The sequence below is a fragment of the Shinella sp. WSC3-e genome, from assembly GCF_945994535.1.
In the GTDB taxonomy this organism is placed as follows: Bacteria; Pseudomonadota; Alphaproteobacteria; order Rhizobiales; family Rhizobiaceae; genus Shinella; species Shinella yambaruensis.
Map to the genome: position 1 here is coordinate 2,623,773 of NZ_OZ000530.1, position 20,314 is coordinate 2,644,086.

General features: G+C 66.1%; 18 protein-coding genes. 10 read left to right on the forward strand and 8 right to left on the reverse strand.

Features of this window, described 5'->3' with window-relative positions; all coding sequences use genetic code 11:
- Window positions 1-24: 24 nt before the first annotated feature.
- The 8 genes from AABF56_RS12960 to AABF56_RS12995 all read right to left on the reverse strand — a co-directional run bounded on the left by AABF56_RS12960 (window position 25) and on the right by AABF56_RS12995 (window position 9,421).
- Window positions 25-306 (reverse strand): chaperone modulator CbpM, encoded by a 282-nt coding sequence (locus AABF56_RS12960; protein WP_272806226.1) that lies wholly within the window; start codon window positions 304-306, stop codon window positions 25-27.
- A 2-nt stretch (window positions 307-308) separates the two neighbouring features.
- On the reverse strand, window positions 309-1,205 hold the full coding sequence (locus tag AABF56_RS12965; RefSeq protein ID WP_272806227.1) for a J domain-containing protein: 897 nt from the start codon (window positions 1,203-1,205) through the stop codon (window positions 309-311).
- Window positions 1,206-1,304: 99 nt separating this feature from the next.
- Complete coding sequence (gene dnaK / locus AABF56_RS12970) at window positions 1,305-3,185, reverse strand: molecular chaperone DnaK (protein WP_272806228.1); 1,881 nt, start codon at window positions 3,183-3,185, stop codon at window positions 1,305-1,307.
- Between the two features lie 528 nt (window positions 3,186-3,713).
- The gene (gene grpE, locus AABF56_RS12975; protein ID WP_272806229.1) at window positions 3,714-4,313 is read right to left on the reverse strand and encodes a nucleotide exchange factor GrpE; all 600 of its coding nucleotides are present in this window, start codon (window positions 4,311-4,313) and stop codon (window positions 3,714-3,716) included.
- Between the two features lie 30 nt (window positions 4,314-4,343).
- Window positions 4,344-4,508 carry a hypothetical protein gene (locus AABF56_RS12980; RefSeq protein WP_272806230.1) on the reverse strand — a complete coding sequence of 55 codons (165 nt, stop codon included), beginning with the start codon at window positions 4,506-4,508 and terminating at the stop codon, window positions 4,344-4,346.
- Between the two features lie 130 nt (window positions 4,509-4,638).
- Entirely contained in the window at window positions 4,639-5,643 is a 1,005-nt protein-coding gene (gene cydB, locus AABF56_RS12985; protein WP_272806231.1) for a cytochrome d ubiquinol oxidase subunit II, read from the reverse strand.
- Between the two features lie 5 nt (window positions 5,644-5,648).
- Window positions 5,649-7,061: a cytochrome ubiquinol oxidase subunit I gene (locus AABF56_RS12990; protein WP_245082148.1), complete on the reverse strand. Its 1,413-nt coding sequence runs from the start codon at window positions 7,059-7,061 to the stop codon at window positions 5,649-5,651.
- Window positions 7,062-7,153: 92 nt separating this feature from the next.
- Entirely contained in the window at window positions 7,154-9,421 is a 2,268-nt protein-coding gene (locus tag AABF56_RS12995; protein ID WP_272806232.1) for an FdhF/YdeP family oxidoreductase, read from the reverse strand.
- Window positions 9,422-9,640: 219 nt separating this feature from the next.
- On the opposite strand from AABF56_RS12995, the gene AABF56_RS13000 reads away from it, so the two are divergent.
- The 10 genes from AABF56_RS13000 to AABF56_RS13045 all read left to right on the forward strand — a co-directional run bounded on the left by AABF56_RS13000 (window position 9,641) and on the right by AABF56_RS13045 (window position 20,293).
- Window positions 9,641-10,537 (forward strand): bestrophin family protein, encoded by an 897-nt coding sequence (locus tag AABF56_RS13000; RefSeq protein WP_272806233.1) that lies wholly within the window; start codon window positions 9,641-9,643, stop codon window positions 10,535-10,537.
- A 235-nt stretch (window positions 10,538-10,772) separates the two neighbouring features.
- On the forward strand, window positions 10,773-11,258 hold the full coding sequence (locus tag AABF56_RS13005) for a MarR family winged helix-turn-helix transcriptional regulator (RefSeq protein ID WP_272806234.1): 486 nt from the start codon (window positions 10,773-10,775) through the stop codon (window positions 11,256-11,258).
- Window positions 11,255-11,959, forward strand: coding sequence for an SDR family NAD(P)-dependent oxidoreductase (locus tag AABF56_RS13010; protein ID WP_272806235.1), 705 nt, complete (start codon window positions 11,255-11,257; stop codon window positions 11,957-11,959). Before AABF56_RS13005 ends, AABF56_RS13010 begins: the two co-directional genes overlap by 4 nt.
- A complete protein-coding gene (locus tag AABF56_RS13015) occupies window positions 11,959-13,296 on the forward strand; it encodes an NAD(P)/FAD-dependent oxidoreductase (RefSeq protein WP_272806236.1) in 1,338 nt (445 codons plus the stop codon). Before AABF56_RS13010 ends, AABF56_RS13015 begins: the two co-directional genes overlap by 1 nt.
- Window positions 13,297-13,359: 63 nt before the next feature.
- Window positions 13,360-15,006, forward strand: coding sequence for a peptide ABC transporter substrate-binding protein (locus tag AABF56_RS13020; RefSeq protein WP_272806237.1), 1,647 nt, complete (start codon window positions 13,360-13,362; stop codon window positions 15,004-15,006).
- 110 nt (window positions 15,007-15,116) lie between these two features.
- Entirely contained in the window at window positions 15,117-16,067 is a 951-nt protein-coding gene (locus AABF56_RS13025; RefSeq protein ID WP_272806238.1) for an ABC transporter permease, read from the forward strand.
- 11 nt (window positions 16,068-16,078) lie between these two features.
- Entirely contained in the window at window positions 16,079-16,960 is an 882-nt protein-coding gene (locus AABF56_RS13030; protein WP_272806239.1) for an ABC transporter permease, read from the forward strand.
- A gap of 4 nt (window positions 16,961-16,964) precedes the next feature.
- Window positions 16,965-18,287, forward strand: coding sequence for an NAD(P)/FAD-dependent oxidoreductase (locus AABF56_RS13035; RefSeq protein ID WP_272806240.1), 1,323 nt, complete (start codon window positions 16,965-16,967; stop codon window positions 18,285-18,287).
- A gap of 15 nt (window positions 18,288-18,302) precedes the next feature.
- A complete protein-coding gene (locus tag AABF56_RS13040; protein ID WP_272806241.1) occupies window positions 18,303-18,650 on the forward strand; it encodes a cupin domain-containing protein in 348 nt (115 codons plus the stop codon).
- Between the two features lie 23 nt (window positions 18,651-18,673).
- Entirely contained in the window at window positions 18,674-20,293 is a 1,620-nt protein-coding gene (locus AABF56_RS13045; RefSeq protein WP_272806242.1) for an ABC transporter ATP-binding protein, read from the forward strand.
- Window positions 20,294-20,314: the final 21 nt, after the last annotated feature.

Genomic DNA, 20,314 nt, shown 5'->3' on the forward strand with positions numbered 1-20,314 from the left:
GTCCCGTCCTTTCCGTTTCCGCCGTCAGTCCCCGGTCTCGCCGACGTGCCTTCGCAGGGCGTCGAGCGCCTGGCGCATGCCGTGCAGCTGGTCCATCAGGTGCAGGATGACGTCGATGCCGGCATCGTTCGCGCCGAGGCCCGCGCGCAGCTCCAGGATCAGACGTGCCCGGGCGATGTCGATCTCCCGGAACCGCGGGCCCGACGGCGTCTGCTCGGGCACCAGCCATTCCTGCGCGATCCACACGTCCACAACCTGCCCCTTCAGCCCGGCGCTCTCCAGGAACGCCTCCTTGCTCATCGCCATGATCACGCCTCCTCACGCGGATTGAACGCCTGCCCCTTCGCCCAGCCGGCCACGAAGGCCTCCAGCGCCGGGTCCGGCGGGCTCGGCAGAACCACCTTCAGACGCACCAGCTGGTCGCCGAAGCCCCCGCCCCGGCGCGGCGCCCCCTTGCCCTTCAGCCGCAGCGTCGTGCCCGTGTTCGAGCCCTTCGGAACCGTCATCGTCACCGCGCCCGTGGCCGTCGGAACCCGCACCCGGCCGCCCAGAACCGCCTCGCCCAGCGAGACCGGCAGCTCGAGCGTGATGTCGTCGCCCTCCCGCGTGAAGCGCGGATCGGCCAGCACCTCCACCTCGATCAGCGCATCGCCCGCCCCGCCGCCGCCCGGCGCCCCCTTGCCCTTCAGCCGGATCACCTGGCCGCTGACCAGGCCCGGCGGGATCTTCACGTCCAGCGTGCCGCCGTCCGGCAGCGTGATGCGCCGCGTCGCCCCGGCGATGGAATCGGCGAAGGCGATCTCCAGCCGGTAGTGCAGGTCCGCGCCGCGCCGGTTCGCCCGCCCCTTCTGGCTGCGGCGCAGGAGGTCGGCGAAGATGTCGTCGCCGTCCATGAAGTCGGCATAGGCCGAGGCATCCGCATAGGGATGGTCCGCCGGCCCGCCGGCATAGTCGCGGTAATAGCCCTGGCGCGGCGGGCGCTCGGCGCCGGCGGCGTCGATCTCGCCCGCGTCGAAGCGCTTGCGCTTGTCCGCATCGCCCAAGAGGTCATAGGCCGCGGCGACCTCCTTGAACTTGTCTTCCGCCGCCTTGTCGCCCGGATTGAGGTCCGGGTGCAGCTTCTTGGCAAGCTTGCGATACGCACTCTGGATCTCGGCCGCCGTCGCGCCGGGCAAAACGCCGAGAACATCATAGGGACTTGTCACGACCGGCTCCAAATGCGGGTTGTGTCGATCATAATTAGGCCATGGCGGGCTTCCGGCAACGAGGCAGACTGCCCCGCCGCCGAATTTCCCCCATCATCCTCATTTGCGCTCGTCGTCGGGAACCTCGCTGAACTCCGCATCGACGACGCCGTCCTCCGCCGGGGCCGACGACGCCGCACCGGCGGACGCGGAAAACTGGGCGAGCGCCGAGACCTTCTCCTGCAAGGCCTCCGCCTTCTCGCGGATCGCGGCCGCATCCTCGCCGCCCAGCGCATCGCGCACGGCCACCGCCGCGGCTTCGACCGCCTGGCGATCCGCAGGGGCGGCGGCCGTCCCCTCTTCGGCAAGCGCCTTTTCGGCCGTATGCAGCACGGCTTCGGCGACGTTCCGCGCCTCGACGACCTCCTTGCGCTTGCGATCCTCGGCCGCATGCGTCTCGGCATCCTTGACCATGCGCTCGATATCCGCCTCGGAAAGGCCGCCGGAGGCCTGGATCTGGATGCGCTGCTCCTTGCCGGTGCCCTTGTCCTTCGCCGAAACGTTGACGATACCGTTGGCGTCGATGTCGAAGGTCACCTCGATCTGCGGCACGCCGCGCGGGGCGGGCGCGATGCCCATCAGGTCGAACTGGCCGAGCATCTTGTTGTCGGCCGCCATCTCGCGCTCGCCCTGGAAGACACGGATCGTCACGGCGCTCTGGTTGTCCTCGGCGGTGGAGAAGGTCTGGCTCTTCTTCGCCGGCACCGTGGTGTTGCGCTCGATGAGACGGGTGAAGACGCCGCCGAGCGTTTCGAGGCCGAGCGAGAGCGGCGTCACGTCGAGCAGCAGCACATCCTTGACATCGCCCTGGAGCACGCCCGCCTGGATGGCCGCGCCGACAGCGACCACCTCGTCCGGGTTGACGCCCTTGTGCGGTTCCTTGCCGAAGATCTTCTGCACGGTCTCCTGGATCTTCGGCATACGCGTCATGCCGCCGACCAGCACCACCTCGGCGACATCCTTGGCGTCGAGGCCCGCGTCCTTCAGCGCATTGAGGCAGGGCTCGATGGTCCGCTGCACGAGGTCCTCCACCAGCGCTTCGAATTTCGAGCGGGTGATCTTCACCTGAAGGTGCTTCGGCCCCGACGCGTCCGCGGTGATGAACGGCAGGTTGACCTCGGTCTGCGTGGAGGAGGACAGCTCGATCTTCGCCTTTTCCGCCGCTTCCTTCAGGCGCTGGAGGGCGAGCTTGTCCTTGCGGAGGTCGATGCCCTGGTCCTTCCTGAATTCGTCGGCGATGTACTCGACCAAGCGCATGTCGAAATCCTCGCCGCCGAGGAAGGTATCGCCATTGGTGGACTTGACCTCGAAGACCCCGTCGCCGATGTCGAGGATGGAAATGTCGAAGGTGCCGCCGCCGAGGTCGTAGACGGCGATCTTGGCCTGCTTCTTCTTCTCGAGGCCATAGGCGAGCGCGGCGGCCGTCGGCTCGTTGATGATGCGCAGCACCTCCAGGCCCGCGATCTTCCCCGCATCCTTGGTCGCCTGGCGCTGGGCGTCGTTGAAATAGGCGGGAACCGTGATGACCGCCTGCGTCACCGCCTCGCCGAGATTGGCTTCCGCGGTCTCCTTCATCTTCTGCAGGATCATCGCCGAGATCTGCGAGGGCGAGTAGGGCTTGCCTTCCGCCTCCACCCAGGCATCGCCATTGCCCGCCTTGACGATCTTGTAGGGCACCAGCCCCTGGTCCTTGGTCACGGTCGGATCGTCATAGCGCCGGCCGATCAGGCGCTTGACGGCGAAGATCGTGTTCGTTGGATTGGTCACGGCCTGCCGGCGGGCCGGCTGCCCGACGAGCCGCTCCCCGTCGCTGGTGAAGGCGACGATCGACGGGGTCGTGCGCGCGCCTTCCGAATTCTCGATGATACGCGCCGCCTTACCGTCCATGACCGCCACGCAGGAATTGGTTGTCCCCAGATCGATACCGATGACCTTTGCCATTGCGAACTCCTCCTTGCTGTTGCTCTTCCGGTCGGCGGATGCCGTCGCCATCCGTTTTCTCAGCAATGCCCATGCCAGTTCGCAAGCCGCGAAAATTCAATCATTTAAGAGAAGGAAGGCCACCATCGCAGACAAGCTGTCCGCCTTTCGCGGGACAATCTGTCGGCGTGGGGACCGCCTCGACGCACAAACCGTTGATTTCGCAATCGCGGCCGCATGGCACGTTTGTTGCAGTCCGTTCGCCGGGAGGGCCGTGTGCGGTGACCTTCCGGCATGGCAGACAGCAAGGACAGCAGATGACGATGCTCGGAAAGTGGCGCGCGGCAGCGCCATGCACAGCCAAGATGGGGCTCAGGGAGGCGCAGACCATCCTGCGCTCGCAAGCCGAGCCTGCCGGAACCGAACGGGTTCTGCTCGGCAATGCCGGCTTTCGCATCCTGGCCGAACCTCTTTTCGCCCGCATCGACTCTCCGCGCGAAACCGTCGCCGCTCGACCTGTAGGCGGCCGCTTCCACCGCCCTGTCCTGATCATCGTCCAAGGCTGCCTCGCACTTTGCCCGAAATGCCTAGCCGCCACCCGCCGCCGCCGGACCGCCCCCGCGCGACCCCCACCTTCGCGGCCCGCAACGGGCGCGAGCCGATGGCATAGCCCGGCGAGACGACCGTGCTGACGGTGCCGCTCGGCACCGAGGGATCGGCCACCTCGAACAGGGCCTCATGGAGGTGGGGATCGAACCGCTCGCCGAGCGGTTCGATCCGGCGAATGCCGTGTTTCTCGAAAACCTGCATCAGGTCCTTGCCGGTCAGCGCGACGCCATCGGCAAGCGTCTTCAGCACGGCCGAGCCTCGCCTTGCCTCCGCCGGCACGCTGGCCAGCGCCCGCTCCAGATTGTCGGCGACGCCGACGAGGTCGGCCGCGAACTTGCTGACGGCATATTGCCGCGCATCGCTGACATCGCGCTCGGCGCGGCGGCGCAGGTTCTCCGTCTCCGCGAGCGCCCGCAGCAGGCGGTCCTTGAGGTCGGCGACCTCCGCTTCCAGCCGCACGGCGGCCTCGACGGCGGCTTCGCCGGGTTCGTCGCGGGGTGTCTCCGTTTCCACGTCGTTCGGAGTTGCGGGTTTGCTCATGATCTTCTCCTCGCTCTTCATCGTTGATGGCTACCGGCCGGATGCCGGCTCGCCGAACATCGCCGCGCTGCCCGTGAGCACGGCGGCGACGAGCTTGGTGACGGCCACGGCCACATTGCCGGCCAGTGCCGCATAGACCGAGGCATGGGCGGCATGCGGTGCCGGCGGGCGCGGATCGGAAAGTGCTGCGTTCAAATCCGTTCCTCCTCTGCCGCCGGCCGTCAGGCCCGTAGCCAGAACCGCAGGATTGCGGCGACGAGGCGGAGCACGGCGACGCTCGACAGCCAGATCAACAGCATCCAGCCGACCTGCCGCACGGTCGGCATCAGTGATATCCGTGGGTGCCGACCTTACCGCGGAACACCCAGTAGGCCCAACCGGTATAGGTCAGGATCAGAGGGATGATGACAAGCGCGCCGCCCAGCATGAAGCGCAGGCTTTCCGTCGGCGCGGCCGCATCGCGGATCGTCACGGCCGGCGGCACGACATAGGGGTAGAGGCTGATGCCGAGCCCGACGAAACCAAGCAGGAAGAGCGCCAGCGCCATCAGGAAGGGAAGCCGCTCATGCCCGCTTCGAAGGCTCCAGAAGAGGGTGGCCGCGGTGATGACGACAAGCAGCGGCACCTGCGCGGTCAGCAACACGCCCGGCATCTCGAACCAGCGCCGCCAGTATTCGTAGTGGAGGTAGGGCGTGGCGGCGCTGACGGCGGCAAGCGCAACCAGCGTCATGATGCCGAGCCTCCACGCCATCGTCTGCGCATGGCGAAGGCTCGACCCCTCCGTCTTCCAGACCAGCCAGGTGGCGCCCAGCAGCGCATAGCCGGCAACCACGGCAAGGCCGGTCAGCACGCTGAACGGGCTCAGCCAGTCCAGCCAGCCACCGGCATAGGCGTCGTTCTCCACCGTTATCCCCTGGAGGATGGCGCCGAGCGTCATGCCCTGCGCAAGAGCCGCGACGACCGAGCCGAGGCTGAAGGCGACATCCCAGACCGGGCGGTGGCGCGGATCACGCCAGCGGAATTCGAAGGCGACGCCACGGAAGATCAGGCCGAGCAGCATGGCGATGATCAGCGGATAGGTCGCCGGCAGCACGATGGCATAGGCGAGCGGAAAGGCCGCGAAGAGCCCGCCGCCGCCCATCACCAGCCAGGTCTCGTTGCCGTCCCAGACCGGCGCGATGGAATTCATCGCCTGGTCACGCTCCTCGCCCACCTGGAACGTGGGAAACAGGATGCCGATGCCGAGGTCGAAGCCGTCCATGACCACATAGGCCATGACGGCAAAACCGATGATGCCCGCCCAGACGAGCGTGAGGTCGAGGCTTTCCATGGCGCTTACTCCCTGCCCACCGTGCGGGCGGCGACACCCGAAGCGGGCGTGATGCCCGCTGCGCGCTGCGGCACCTTCTGCGGTTCGCTCTCGCCCGGCTCCGGCGGTTTGGCCATCAGGCGCAGGAGATAGTAGGTGCCTGCGCCGAAGGCGGCGAAATAGACGATCACGAAGGCGATCAGCGAAACGGCGACGGCGGGCGCAGCGAGCGGCGAATGGGATTCGGCCGTGCGCAACAGGCCGTAGACGGTGAAGGGCTGGCGGCCGACCTCCGTCGTCACCCAGCCGGCGATGACCGCGACGAAGCCGGACGGCCCCATGAGGACGGCGGCGCGGTGCAGCCACGGCCAGTCGTAGAGCTGCCGGCGGTAGCGCGCGAAAAGGCTCCACAGGCCGATGCCCAGCATGGCGAAGCCGAGGCCCACCATCAACCGGAACGACCAGAAGACGATCGGCACCGGCGGCCACTGGTCACGCGGGAAATCCGTGAGGCCCGGCAGCGGCGCGAACGGATCGTGCTTGAGGATGAGCGATCCGAGATGGGGGATCGACACCTCATAGCGCACGTCCGCGGCCTCGCTGTCGGGCCAGCCGAAGAGGATGAGCGGCGCGCCATTCGGGCTCGGGCGATAATCGCCTTCCATCGCCAGCACCTTGACAGGCTGGTGCTCCAGCGTGTTGAGGCCGTGCGCGTCGCCGGCAAGGATCTGGACCGGCGCGACGAGCGCGGCCATCCACATCGCCATCGAGAACATTTTTCGTGCCCCCGGATTGGCCCGATCCCTGAGCAGATGCCAGGCGCCGACGGCACCGACCGCAAAGGCCGTGGTCAGGTATGCGGCGATGACCGTGTGGACGAGGCGGAACGGAAAGCTGGCCGTGAAGACGATATCGAACCACGAGCCCGCCGGAATGAACTGGCCCTTGTCGTTGATGGCGAAGCCGGCCGGCGTCTGCATCCAGCTGTTGACGGCGATGATCCAGGTGGCCGAGATCAGCGTGCCGAGGGCCACCATCGATGTCGCGAAGAAATGCAGGCCCTTGCCGACCTTGTTCATGCCGAAGAGCATGACGCCGAGAAAGCCCGCCTCCAGGAAGAAGGCCGTCATCACCTCATAGGCCATCAGCGGCCCGATCACCGGCCCCGCCTTGTGCGAGAAGACGGACCAGTTGGTGCCGAACTGGTAGGACATGACCACGCCGGAGACGACCCCCATGCCGAAGACGACGGCGAAAATCTTCAGCCAGTAGCGGTAGAGGTTGGCGTAGACACCCTTGCCGGTCTTCAGCCAAAGGCCCTCCAGCACCATGAGATAGCTGGCAAGGCCGATGGAAAAGGCCGGGAAGATGAAATGAAAGGAGACGGTGAACGCGAATTGCGCGCGCGCCAGCACCACCGGATCGAGCCCATCGAACACTGCCCTTGCCTCTCTTTCCGGCAAGGCTCCGCCCTCGCCCGCCGGGGCGGCGGGCGGTGCCCTGCATCTCGATAATCGTTCAGACCCGCCTTCTATCCGGCGACCACCCGCACCGGTATGGACTTTGCCGCCGGCGTGCCGCTGATCCGGTCGTAATAATCGAGCGGCAGCAAGGGGTTGAGTTCCGGATAGTAGCCGGCGACCGCCCCGCGGGGCATCGGATAGTCGAGCGCCGTCAGGCCGTCGACGCGCCGCGCCATGCCGTCCGTGCTGATGGTTTCGAGCGTGATCCGCGCGCCGGAGGCAAGGCCCCGTTCCGCGAGGTCCTCGGCGTTCATGAACAGCACCATGCGGTCGTTGTAGACGCCGCGATAGCGGTCGTTGTTGCTGTAGATGGTCGTGTTGAACTGGTCGTGCGAGCGCACCGTGGCGAGCCGCAGCATGGCAGGATCGTCGACGACATCGTTCACCTCCAGCCCCGGCAGCAGCAGGAAATTCGCCTTGCCGTTCTCCGTCGGCCAGACGAGCCGGCGCGGCGGGATGTCGAGGTGGAACCCCTTCGGATTCTTGATGCGCTCGGAAAAGCCCGCATAGATTTCGGGATAGACCTCGGCGATCTTGTCACGGATGAGATCGTAGTTGTCGATGTAGCTTGCCCAGGGCACCTTGCTGTCCGGCAGCGTGGCCATCGCCATGCGACAGACGATCTCGACCTCCGGCAGCACATGGGGGCTTGCCGGCGTCAAGACGCCGCGCGAGGCCGTGACGTTCGCCATGGCGTCCTCGATGGTGACGAACTGCTCGCCCGCCGCCGTGCGGATCCATTCCGAGCGGGCGACGACCGGTAGGATCAGCGCATCGCGCCCGTGCACCAGATGGCCGCGATTGAGCTTGGTGGCGATGCCCACCGTCAGCGCCAGCTTGCGCATGGCGGCGTAGGACCGGTCCGTATCCGGGATCGCCCGGACGAAATTGCCGCCCATGCCGATGAAGACCTTGGCCGTGCCGTTCTCCATCGCCTCGACGGATTCGACCGTATGGTGCCCGTGCCCGCGCGGCGGCTCGAAGCCGAAGACGTCGCGCACGCGGTCCAGATAGTCCTGCGAGGGCTTTTCGTCGATGCCGACGGTGCGGTCGCCCTGCACATTGGAATGGCCGCGGATCGGCGCGATGCCGGCGCCCGGCTTGCCGTAGTTGCCGCGCAGGAGCAGCAGGTTCGACACCTGCTGCAGAAGGCGCGAGCCCTGCTGGTGCTGGGTGAGGCCCATGCCGTAGCAGATGATGGTGGCGCGCGAACGGATGTAGATTTCCGCGCACCGGCGGATCTGCGCCTCGTCGAGCCTCGAGACGCGGACGATCTCGGCCCAGTCCTGCGCCAGCGCGTCCGCGCGGATCGCCTCGATGCCAACCGTGTGCTTCGCGATGAAATCCGCATCGAGCACCCTTTCGCCGGCCGCCTCGCGCTCGAACATCACCTTCATCATGCCCTTGATGAGGGCAAGGTCCCCGCCGATCCTGATATGCACGAACTCGCTGGCGATCGGCGTCGAGCCGAAGGTCGCCATCTGCACGACGTCCTGCGGTTCGGTGAAGCGGATCAGCGCGCGCTCCGGCATGGGATTGACCGCGACGATGGGCGCGCCGCGCTTGCGGGCCTCGACCAGGTTGGTCATCATGCGCGGCGAATTGGTGCCGGTGTTCTGGCCGATGACGAAGATCGCCTCGGCATGCTCGAAATCCTCCAGCACGACCGTGCCCTTGCCCACGCCGATGGCCGGCGGCAGGCCGCGGCTCGTCGGCTCGTGGCACATGTTGGAACAGTCTGGGAAGTTGTTGGTGCCGAACGCGCGCACGAAGATCGAATAGAGGAAGGCCGCCTCGTTCGGCGTGCGGCCGGACGTGTAGAACTCCGCCTCGTGCGGGCTCGACAATGCCCGGAGGTGCCGCCCGATCATCGTGAAGGCCTCGTCCCAGCTGCACGGCACATACCGGTCGCTCGCCCCGTCGTAGCGCATCGGCTCGGTAAGGCGCCCCTGCATCTCCAGCCAGTAGTCGGACTGCGCCATCAATTCGGTGACGGTGTATTTCTGGAAGAACTCCGGCGTGACGCGGAACTTCGTCGCCTCGTAGGCGAGCGCCTTGGCGCCGTTCTCGCAGAATTCCAGCGTCTTCTTGCAATCGGCATCCGGAAAGGCGCAGCTCGGACACTTGAAGCCGCCCGGCTGGTTCATCGCCAGGAGCGCGCGCGACCCCTTGGTGATGACGCTCTGCTCCATCAGCACCTTGGCGGTCGCGGCAGCGGCGCCCCATCCACCGGCCGGATGGTTGTAGGTCTTGTATTGCGGCTTTCCATCGGCCATGGCGGACACTCTCCGGATGCGACAGAAATCAAGTAAACCATGTTATACTATTGAAATCAATAGACAATTTGTCCGAGCCACCATGGACAAACTGTCCAAAGCCGCGCAATTGCCACAGCCAAGCCGTTGAGTTTGCTCAGCCCTCGCCGCTGGCACGCATCCTGCTAAGGGGGAAGAGGCGTGCACGCCGCCGCGCTGTCCCATCTTGCCGACACTCCAATGATCCTGCGTTCAAAACCGAGCTTCAAAGACATCATTTTCGCGATCAACGGCTCCATCTTGCCGAGGATCGCCTGGCACCTCGTGGCGATGACGGTCCTCTCGGTCATCGCGATCTTCGCCGCGCGGGAACATCCCGGGATCTTCGCGAGGATCAGCGCCATTCCCTTCACGCTGACCGGCATCGCGCTTTCCGTCTTCATGAGCTTCCGCAACAATGCGTGTTATGCGCGCTGGTGGGAGGGCCGGATCCTCTGGGGCGAGCTCATCATCGCCTGCCGGTCCTTTGCGCGGCAGACGGCGGCTCTTGGCGATGACGACCGCCGCTTCCTCCTCCATCGTCTGTGCGCCTTCACGGCGGGCCTCGTCGCACGGCTCCGCGGCGAGGACGAGCCGGCCGCCATCCGCCGCTGGCATGATACCGACGTCGATGACCAAAGCCCCAACCCCACCAACGACGTCCTCGACGGCATCGGCCGGCACTGTCTCGCGCTGGTGCGCGAGCATCGGATCGGCGAGATCCACTATTCGGTGCTGGAGGGGCAGCTCGCGGCGCTCGCAAAGGTCCAGGGGGGATGCGAGCGCATCGCGCTGACGCCCGTTCCCTTCGCCTATTCATTGCTGCTCCACCGAACGGCGCTGGTCTTCTGCCTGATGCTGCCCTTCGCGCTGGCCGGCTCGCTGGACTGGTGGACGCTGCTTCCGGTGCTTCTCGTCGCCTATACGTTCTTCGGTCTCGAAGCGCTCGGCCACCAGCTGGAGGACCCGTTCGGCCTCGACCCCAATGCCCTGCCGCTGGAGGCGATGCAGCGCACCGTGGAGCGGGAGATGCTATCGGTCCTCGGGCATGCGGACCTGCCCGAACCGATCCTGCCGCGCGACAACGTGCTGCGGTAGCGGCGGGCATTCCGTCCATGCCGCGCTTCCGGCCATCGGCGATCGTCTCCGCCTCGTGATCGTCGGCGGATCGGTATTCGCGCGGGGAATGGTCGACATCACAGAGGCATCGCAGACATTGAGGCCTTCCACCGGCCCGGCTGAAGCCGTTCGAAAAAATTAGTTGAATAATTCAACCATTATGTCTAGCCTGACCTCGAAATTCCACGCATGGAAAGCAGCGGGGTTGCCGTCGATGAGCACGCGCAAAAGTCAGGAACTGGCGGCCCAGGTCGATCTGGGCGTGCTCGACGGCCTGCTGAGCTTCTATGTCCGCGTCTTTGAGATCGCCGTCAGCCGGCATCTCGACGACCGGCTCGCGCCCCTTGGCTTTACGGGGCGAAAGGGCACGATCTCCTCGCTCCTGCTGATTGCCCGCCACGCCGGCATCCGGCCGACCACGATCTCCACCCTTCTCGGCATAGACAAGTCGATCACCGTCAAAACCGTTGATGAGCTGCGGCGCGCGAAACTCGTCACCCGTCGCAGCGCGGCGGACGACAAGCGCGCCCAGGAGCTTTTCGTGACCCCGGAAGGGGCCGCGCTTGCGAACAAGGTCGAGACGCTCATCGTCGCGCATTCCGACGAGTTCTTCGCCGGCCTGATGACACGGGAAGAGCACGACATCGTCGTGAACATATTCCGGAAAGCCTTCAACCGGCTGCGCGAGGTGGGAGAATGAGCAAGGGTGTGGCGATGGTCTCGGGCGCGAGCCGGGGCATCGGAGCGGCGGTCGCGTCCCGCCTCGTTTCGGAAGGCTGGAAGGTTTCCCTCGGCGTGCGCGGAGGCAGGATGCCGGACTGGGCGTCGTCGCTGCCGGCGGAGAGCGTCCTTGCCTGCGCCTACGATGCGGCGGCCGGCAATGAAGAGGCGCGATGGCTTGCACAAACCCGCGCGAGCTTCGGCCCGGTCGGCTGCATCGTCGCCAATGCGGGCATCATGGTGCCGAAATCGGTCATCGAAGCCGAGGACGACGAGGTCGCTGCGATGATGGAGGTCAATGCCTTCGCGCCCCGCCGGCTTGTGCGGGCCGCCTGGCAGGATTTGCGTGCCAGTGGACGGGGACGTGTCGTCATCGTCGCCTCCCTCTCCGGAAAACGCGTGAAATCGGCCCTTTCGGGAAGTTATTCCATGTCGAAATTCGCGGCCGTGGCGCTTGCGCACGGCATTCGCCATGCGGGTTTCGACGTCGGCATCCGCGCCACCGCGGTCTGCCCCGGTTTCGTCGCCACCGATATGGGGCTTTCGCTCTCGGGCCGGCCGGCCGAGGCCATGACGAAGCCCGAAGACCTTGCCCGCATCGTCTCCATGCTGATCGACCTGCCCAACGAGGCGAGTGTTGCCGAATTCGCCGTCAACTGCCAAGCCGAGGAATTCTTCTGATGCCCGGTCCCTTCGTCGTACCCGTCCATGGCGACACCGAACTGCCTGCGGAGGTCGATGTGGTCGTCATCGGCGGCGGCATCATCGGCGTTTCGACCGCGCTGGAGCTTGCCGAGGCAGGCCAGCGCGTGGCCTTGTGCGAAAAAGGCGGCATCGGCCACGAACAGTCCAGCCGCAACTGGGGCTGGGTGCGCGTGGCGCGGCGCGACCCGCGGGAAATCCCGCTGGTGCTGGAAGCCCAGCGCATCTGGCAGGGCCTGAATGCGCGGACCGGGCGGGACACGGGCTATGCGCGGGCCGGGATCATCTTCAATGCCGAGAACGGGGCCGAGCAGGCCTTCTACGAGAAATGGCTGAAGCATCTCGATGGCCTCGGCGTGGATTGCCGGATGCTCACCGGCGCGGACTTCGCGGCGATGTTTCCGCAATCGCGCCTTCGCCCGCCGGCCGCGCTCTATTGCGCCGACGACGGCCGGGCCGAGCCGCAGAAGGCAGCCCCCGCGATTGCCGAGCGCGCCCGCGAATGCGGCGCCCATATCCTCACGGAATGCGCCGTGCGGGGCATCGAAACCTCCGGCGGCGCGATCTCGGCGGTCGTGACCGAGCGAGGCACGATCCGCTGCGGCGCCGTGGTGCTGGCGGGCGGCGCCTGGTCGGAGATGTTCACCCGCAGCCTCGATGCCGGCATCCACCTGCCGCAATTGAAGGTGAAGAACTCGGTCCTGCGCACCGAGCCGCACGATGCCGGCCCCGAACAGGCGATGTGGGCGGGCGACTTCGCCATCCGCAAGCGGCAGGACGGCGGCTACACCATCGCCTCGGGCCTCGGCAACATCGTCGACATCGTGCCGGCGTCCTTCTGCTATGCGCGCGACTTCGTGCCGGCATTGCGCGCGGAGTGGCGCTCGCTGATGCTGCGGGCCGGCTGGCGCTTCTTCGACGAGGCGCGCATGCCCCGTCGCTGGGATCTCGACGAGCCGAGCCCCTTCGAATATTGCCGCGTGCTCGACCCCAAGCCCAGCCGCAAGCTGGCCGACATGGCCATGGCCTCGGCGCGCAGGGCCTTCCCGGCTCTCGCCTCGGCAAAGGTCGCGCAGCGCTGGGCCGGCTATATCGACGCCACGCCCGACGCCATCCCCGTCATTTCGGGCGTGGCGGCAATTCCGGGCTTCTTCATCGCGACGGGCTTTTCCGGCCATGGCTTCGGCATCGGCCCCGGCGCGGGCCGGCTCGCAGCCGATCTCGTGCTCGGGCGCAAGCCCGTCGTGGACCCCAGGGAATTCAGGATCGAGCGCTTCGTCGACGGTTCGAAGATCGAACTGCTCGCCGGATACTGAACCAACAAGAAGCCGGAACGGCCGACAAGGGAACGTCAACATTCACACCACCGGGAGAATGACATGTCTGAAAGGGATTTCCAGTTTACCCGCCGCCAGAGCCTGAAGTTCTTCGGCGCCGCCGGTCTCGCCGTCATGGCCCCCTCCGTTCTCGGCATGGGAGCGGCAAGGGCCCAAGATACGCCGAAGGGGCAGATCGTCGTCGGCTTCTCGCAGGAGCCGACGGTCTTCAATCCGCATCTCCTGCATATCGAGGTCGACGAGGGCGTGCATTTCGCGATCTTCGATCCGCTGTTCGACGTCGATGCCAAGGGCAATTTCTATCCGCTGCTCGCCAAGGAAGTGCCGACGGTGGAAAATGGCGGTGTTTCCGCCGATGGCCTGACCTGGAAGGTGACGCTGCGCGACGATGTGACATGGCATGACGGCACGCCGTTCACGGCCGAGGACGTGAAGTTCACGCTCGAGCTGCTGGTCAATCCGGATTTCCGCAGCTGGCGCCGCACGGGCCACAGCCTCGTGCGCGACATAACCGTCGTCTCGCCGACGGAAATCAGCTGGCGCATGGAAAGCGCGTTTGCACCCTATACCGCGATCCTCGCCTCGACCTTCATCGTGCCCAAGCACGGCTTCGAGGGCGCCGACCCGAACAATGCGCCTTTCAACAACGCCCCGATCGGCACTGGCGCCTACAAGTGGAAGCAGCGCGTGGCGGGCGACCATATCGAGCTGGAGGCCAATCCCGGCTACTTCGGCGACGGGCCCTATCTCGAACGGCTCGTGCTGAAATACATTCCCGATATCACCGTGCTCTATACGCAGCTCAAGACCGGCGACATCGACGTGCTGGCGCTGCAGTGGATCTCGCCCGACAACTACGAGGAGGCGAAGACCCTGCCCGACCGCGTGGTGGAGGTCTTCGGGGCACCGTTCTTCGAAGGCCTCAGCTTCAATCTCCAGCGGCCGCAGTTCAAGGAGCGCGCCGTGCGGGAGGCGCTCTATTACGCCGTGGACAAGCAGACGATCATCGATGCGCTCTACTACGGCGTGCCGCAGGCGACCGAAAGCTACATGCCGCGCGAATCCTACTACTACAACGCCAACCTGCCGGTGCAGGAATACAACCTCGACAAGGCGCGGGCGCTGCTCGACGAGGCCGGCTGGAAGCCGGGTTCGGACGGCATTCGCGAAAAGGACGGCGTCCGGCTTGCCTTTACCTGCTCGACGACCTCGGGCAACCATCTGCGCGAGCAGGCGCAGCAGTTCCTCCAGCAGTCCTTCCGCGAGATCGGCGTCGACATGCAGATCGGCAACCTGCCGCCGGCCGTCATGTGGGGCGACCACTGGATGCTCTCGCAGTTCGACATGGCGCTGGCGGGCCTCAGTTGCCTGACCGGTCCCGACCCGGACACGTCCGACTACTTCCTCTCGACCTCCTCCCCGGCCAAGGGCGGCAACGGCCAGAACACCTGGGTCTACGAGAACCCCGAGGTGGACGAGCTGCTCAAGAAGGGCGGCGCGCTCGTCAGCCCCGAAGAACGGCTGCCGATCTACCAGCGCATCCAGGAGATCATGCGGCAAGACCTGCCGTTCCTGCCGATCTTCCAGTACGCCAACATCCGCGGCTACAAGACCGGCATCCAGGGCGTCGAAGCGAACATCAACAACCGCATCGACACCTGGAACGTGCGCAGCTGGCGCTGGGCGTAACGTCCGTTTCCACCGGATCCGGGGTGGGTGTCCCCACCCCGGTCTGCACCGCCCTGCAGCAAGGACGTCCATCTCGCCCAGGGCCCGCATTCACTGCAAGGAACCGGAAAATGGCCCGATTTCTGATCGGCAGGCTTTGGCAGAGCATCGTCCTCCTGCTGCTCGTCTCGCTCATCGGCTTCATGGTGCTCAACCTCGCCCCCGGCGGCCCGCTCTCGCAATTCGCGCTGACACCCGGCATGACGAAGGAGGCGCTGGACCGCATCGCCGAGCAGATGGGACTCAACAGGCCGCTGCCGGTGCAATATCTCGACTGGCTGTGGAAGCTGGTGCAGGGCGACTGGGGCCGGAGCTTTCGCGACAACCGCCCCGTCCTGGAGGTGATCAACAGCCATCTCTTCGCCACACTGCTGCTCATGGGAGCTTCGACCTTCCTGTCGATGCTGATCGGGGGCTGGATCGGCATCCGCAGCGCGATCCGGCAGGGCTCCGCCTTCGACTACGCGATGACGGTCGCGTGCTTCGTCGCCCTCTCGATCCCGACCTTCTGGGTGGGTCTGGTGGCGATCTTCCTTTTCTCGCTGAGGCTGGGCTGGCTGCCGGCGGGCAACATGTACACCGTCGGCGACGGTTCCTTTTCGGACATCCTCGTGCATCTGGTGATGCCCGCCTGCGTGCTCGCGCTCGTCAACGTGGCGATCTGGGCCCGCTACATGCGGACGGCCACGCTGGAGGTCATCAACCAGGATTTCGTACGCACCGCCCGCGCCAAGGGCCTGCCGCCGCGCCGCATCCTCATGAAGCATATCGTCGGCAACGCCCTTCTGCCGATGATCACCCTCGCCGGCATGCAATTGCCGACGCTGCTTGGCGGCGCACTCGTGACGGAGACGGTCTTCACATGGCCCGGCATGGGGCGGCTCTTCCTCGATAGCCTCGGCTACAACGATTATCCGGTCGTGATGGGGCTCCTCATGTTCTCGGCCATCCTCGTTCTTATCGGCAATCTCCTCGCCGATCTGCTGGTCGCCTTCGTCGATCCGCGCATTCGTCTTGAATAGGAGGCGTGAAAATGACAGCCGCTTCTTCATCCCCCACTCTCCGCCGCCGCTTTCGCGACAATCGTGCCGTCCGCCGCTTCGCGCGCAACCCGCTGGCACTGCTCGGCCTGTTCATGGTGCTCGGATTGACGGTCGCCTGCTTCCTCGGACCGCATCTTCTGCCCTTCGACGAGCTCTATATCGACCTGCGCGCCCGTTTCGCGCCGCCCCTGACGGGCGCCCATATCTTCGGAACGGACCCGCTTGGCCGCGATATCGCCGCGCGGCTGTTCCATGCCGGGCAGGTTTCCATGACGGTCGGTTTCCTCGCCATGGTGATCTCCACGGTCATCGGCACGGTGGTCGGCGTCGTCGCCGGCTATCGCGGCGGCTGGACGGGAACGGTCCTGATGCGCCTCGTCGATGCCTTCTTGTCCTTCCCCTCGGTCTTCCTGCTGCTGACGCTCGCCGCCTTCATCAAGCCGAGCCCGATGACGATCACGCTCATCATCGCCTTCACGAGCTGGATGGAGGTGGCACGCATCGTGGAGGCGGAGGTCAAGTCGTTGCGCGAGCGGGAATTCGTCATGGCCGCGCGCATGCTGGGCCTGTCGAACGGCTGGATCATGTTCCGCGAGATCCTGCCGAACGTGATGGGGCCGATCGTCGTCGCGGCAACGCTGACCGTGGCGCGGTCGATCCTGATGGAGGCCTATATCTCCTTCCTCGGCTACGGCATCCAGCCGCCGCTGCCGAGCTGGGGCAACATGCTCAACGGCGCGCAGCAGTATCTGGCGGCCGCTCCTTGGCTCGCCATCGTGCCCGGCCTTGCCATCACCATCGCCGTCACGGGTTTCAACTTCATCGGCGACGGCCTGCGCGACGCCCTCGACGTTCGTTCACACAATGGGTGACAGGATGACCAAGTTTTCCCCCTTCGACCAATCCTACTGGTTCGCTTCCGCGCCGCCACCGCCGGAAACCGAACGGCTTGCCGGCGAGAAGGTCGTCGACGTCTGCATCGTCGGGGCCGGCTATACGGGGCTCACCACCGCCATAGAGCTTCGGCGCAAGGGCGTTTCGGTCGCCATCCTCGAGCGCGAGGAAGCCGGCTATGGCGGATCGGGCCGTAATGCCGGCCATTGCAGCCCCACCTTCTCCTACTATTCGCTGGACAAGATCCGTTCGCTTCTCGGCCAGCCCTGGGCGGAACGCCTCATCCACCGCCAGACGCGCGCCGCCGATCGCGCCGCGGACTATATCCAGCACTACGGCATCGACTGCGAATGGGTGCAGAACGGCCTCGTCATCGGCGCGATGCGCCCCGGCCACCTGCCGCCCCTCGAACACAAGACCGAAAGCTACAACGCCGTGGGCGCGCGCACCCGCATGCTCGACCGGGACGAGATAACGCGCATCACCGGCAGCCCGCGCCTTTACGGCGGCTGGCTGCACGAGGAAGGCGCACACATCCACCCGCTGAAATATGCCCGCGGCCTTGCGGCGGCGGCGATCAGCGAGGGCGCCACGCTCTATACCCGGTCGCCGGCGAAACGCTGCGAGAAGACCGGCGGCAAGTGGAAGGTGGTCGGCGAAGCGGGCCATGTCATCGCAGACAAGGTCATCTTCGCCACCGGCGCCTATACGGTGGAGGGCTGGCCCGATCTCGACAAGAGCTACCGCATCATGCCGGTCTATGTCTGCGCCACCAATCCGCTGTCCGATCGTGCCCGCGAAACGGTGCTGCCGCAGAACACGACCATGATCGACGGACGCGGCGACTTCTACTGCTACAAATGGACCGCCGACAACCGCATCGTCGCCTCCATGTTCCTCAGGGGGCCGCGCGGCCGCGACATCGCCTATTCGAAGACGGTCATGACCGACCGGCTGAAATGGCTGCACCCGCAGCTGACCGAGGCGGTGCGCTGGGACTACTTCTGGTTCGGCGAGCTGGACATGCAGTACCGCACCGTTCCCCGGCTCTACGGCCTTGCGCCGGGCGTCGTGGCCCTCACCGGCCTTTCCGGCCGGGGCGTGCCGACAGGCACCATGCTCGGCGGCATCCTTGCGGACTGGGCGATCGGCACGCCGGAACAGGATCTCGACCTCAAGGTCGAGCCCCTGCATCGTGCGCCGTGGTGGATGGACTACGGCCCGAGCTACAAGCTGCGCGAGATGCGCGCGGTCGACAATTTCATGAGCAAGCGGGGCGGCGTGGAGCTGCCGCCGCATTCTTGAGAAGGAGGACGAACCATGTCGATCTACTGGAACGTGAAAGACGATACCGGCCGCACTGAGGCGGCCGTGGCGGAAAACGGCGCGCAATCCTATCGGCGCATGATCTGGGAGGACGAGGGCGACAGCGCGGCTGCGGTCAAGGCTGCCGTCTGGATCGCCGAGCCCGGCATCTATCCCTACCCCGCCCGCGCGCTGGAGGAGACCTTCGTGGTGATCGAGGGCGAAGCCGATTGCCGCATCGGCGACGGTGAGAAACGGCGCATCGGGCCGGGTACGATCGTGGTCGTTCCGAAGGGAGAGACAGCCTGGCTGGACGTGCTCACCCCCTTCCGCAAATTCGCGATGGTCGTACCCAAGCCCTGACCCGCCTAACGAAGGGGAGCCCCATGACAGACCTTCACCGCAATCCGGCCGGAACGATTCTCGCAGTCCGCTCGCTCGACGTGAGCCTTCCGCGGAACATGGAACGCAGTCATGCGGTGGAGGGCGTCTCGCTCGATCTCAGGCAGGGCGAGATTCTCTGCGTCGTCGGCGAAAGCGGCTCCGGCAAGTCGGTGACCGCCAGCACGGTCATGGGCCTGCTGCCGCCCGCCATGCGGGTGACAGGCGGGGAAATCCTCTACAAGGGGCGCGACCTCATCGCCATGCCGGAGGCAGAGCGCCGCCAACTGCGCGGCAAGGCGATCTCGATGATCTTCCAGGATCCGCTTTCGGCGCTCAATCCGCTGATGACCATCGAGGAGCAGATCGACGAGGTTTTCGTCGCCCACGGCGTGACGAACCGCGCCGAGCGGGAACGTCGCGTGCTGGAGCTCGTCACCGAGGTCGGGCTTCCCGATCCCCCGCTGATCCGCAAGCAATATCCCTTCCGTCTTTCCGGCGGCCAGCGTCAGCGCGTGATGATCGCCATCGCGCTGGCCCTCGATCCCGACATCCTGATCGCCGATGAACCGACGACGGCGCTCGACGTGACCATCCAGGCGCAGATCCTCGACCTGATCCGTCGGCTGCAGGCGAAGAAGAACACGAGCGTCATGTTCATCACCCACGACTTCGGCGTGGTGGCCGACATCGCCGACCGGGTCGTGGTGATGGAAAAAGGGCATGTGGTGGAGGAAGGCACCGCCGATGCGGTGCTGCGCGATCCGCAGCATCCCTACACACGCCGGCTGATCGCCGCGGTACCCCGCCTGCGTGAGGCGGAGAACGAGGTGAAGGCGGGCGAAACCGTTCTGGAGGTGCGCGGCCTCAGCAAGACCTATCGCAGCCATGCCGGCCTTTTCGGCAAGGTGCGGGTCGTTCCGGCCGTCGAGGACGTCTCCTTCACGCTTCACCGCGGCGAGACGCTGGGCGTCGTCGGGGAAAGCGGATCCGGGAAGTCCTCGATGGGCAAGGTGCTCATGAAGCTCGTGGAGGCGGATGCCGGCGAAATCCTGCTCGGCGGTCGCGACATAAGGCCGATGGGCGAGGCCGCGTTCCGTCAGCTCCGGCCCCGCATCCAGATGATCTTCCAGGATCCCTTCGCCTCGCTCAATCCGCGCCTTACCATCGGCACGTCCCTGACGGTGGGTCCGGTCGCCCATGGGCTCGACCGGAAGGAGGCCCATCGCCGGGCGCTCGGCCTGCTGGAGCGTGTCGGGCTCGGCGCCGCCGCCTTCGAGCGCTATCCGCACGAGTTCTCCGGCGGCCAGCGCCAGCGCGTCGGCATAGCGCGTGCCCTGATGTTCGATCCGCAGATCATCGTCGCCGACGAGGCCGTCTCGGCGCTCGACGTCTCCATCCAGGCGCAGATCCTGCAACTGCTCGCCGAGGTGCAGGCGGAAAAGCACCTCGCCATGATCTTCATCACCCATGACCTGCGCGTCGCCAGCCAGATCTGCGACCAGGTGATCGTGATGAACCGTGGCCGCGTGGTCGAGGCCGGCACGCCGATGCAGATCTTCCACAACCCGCAGGAAGCCTATTCGCGCCAGCTCATGCAGGCGATCCCGGGCGCCGACCTGTAGTATTTGCCGTCGTTCTGCGGG

Coding starts and splice junctions, on each gene's coding strand:
- AABF56_RS13030 (WP_272806239.1), top strand. CDS start 16,079: ATGACAGCCGCTTCTTCATCCCCCACTCTCCGCCGCCGCTTTCGCGAC.
- AABF56_RS13045 (WP_272806242.1), top strand. CDS start 18,674: ATGACAGACCTTCACCGCAATCCGGCCGGAACGATTCTCGCAGTCCGC.
- AABF56_RS13010 (WP_272806235.1), top strand. CDS start 11,255: ATGAGCAAGGGTGTGGCGATGGTCTCGGGCGCGAGCCGGGGCATCGGA.
- AABF56_RS13040 (WP_272806241.1), top strand. CDS start 18,303: ATGTCGATCTACTGGAACGTGAAAGACGATACCGGCCGCACTGAGGCG.
- AABF56_RS13000 (WP_272806233.1), top strand. CDS start 9,641: ATGATCCTGCGTTCAAAACCGAGCTTCAAAGACATCATTTTCGCGATC.
- dnaK (WP_272806228.1), bottom strand. CDS start 3,185: ATGGCAAAGGTCATCGGTATCGATCTGGGGACAACCAATTCCTGCGTG.
- cydB (WP_272806231.1), bottom strand. CDS start 5,643: ATGGAAAGCCTCGACCTCACGCTCGTCTGGGCGGGCATCATCGGTTTT.
- AABF56_RS12995 (WP_272806232.1), bottom strand. CDS start 9,421: ATGGCCGATGGAAAGCCGCAATACAAGACCTACAACCATCCGGCCGGT.
- AABF56_RS13035 (WP_272806240.1), top strand. CDS start 16,965: ATGACCAAGTTTTCCCCCTTCGACCAATCCTACTGGTTCGCTTCCGCG.
- grpE (WP_272806229.1), bottom strand. CDS start 4,313: ATGAGCAAACCCGCAACTCCGAACGACGTGGAAACGGAGACACCCCGC.
- AABF56_RS13025 (WP_272806238.1), top strand. CDS start 15,117: ATGGCCCGATTTCTGATCGGCAGGCTTTGGCAGAGCATCGTCCTCCTG.
- AABF56_RS13015 (WP_272806236.1), top strand. CDS start 11,959: ATGCCCGGTCCCTTCGTCGTACCCGTCCATGGCGACACCGAACTGCCT.
- AABF56_RS12960 (WP_272806226.1), bottom strand. CDS start 306: ATGGCGATGAGCAAGGAGGCGTTCCTGGAGAGCGCCGGGCTGAAGGGG.
- AABF56_RS13005 (WP_272806234.1), top strand. CDS start 10,773: ATGAGCACGCGCAAAAGTCAGGAACTGGCGGCCCAGGTCGATCTGGGC.
- AABF56_RS13020 (WP_272806237.1), top strand. CDS start 13,360: ATGTCTGAAAGGGATTTCCAGTTTACCCGCCGCCAGAGCCTGAAGTTC.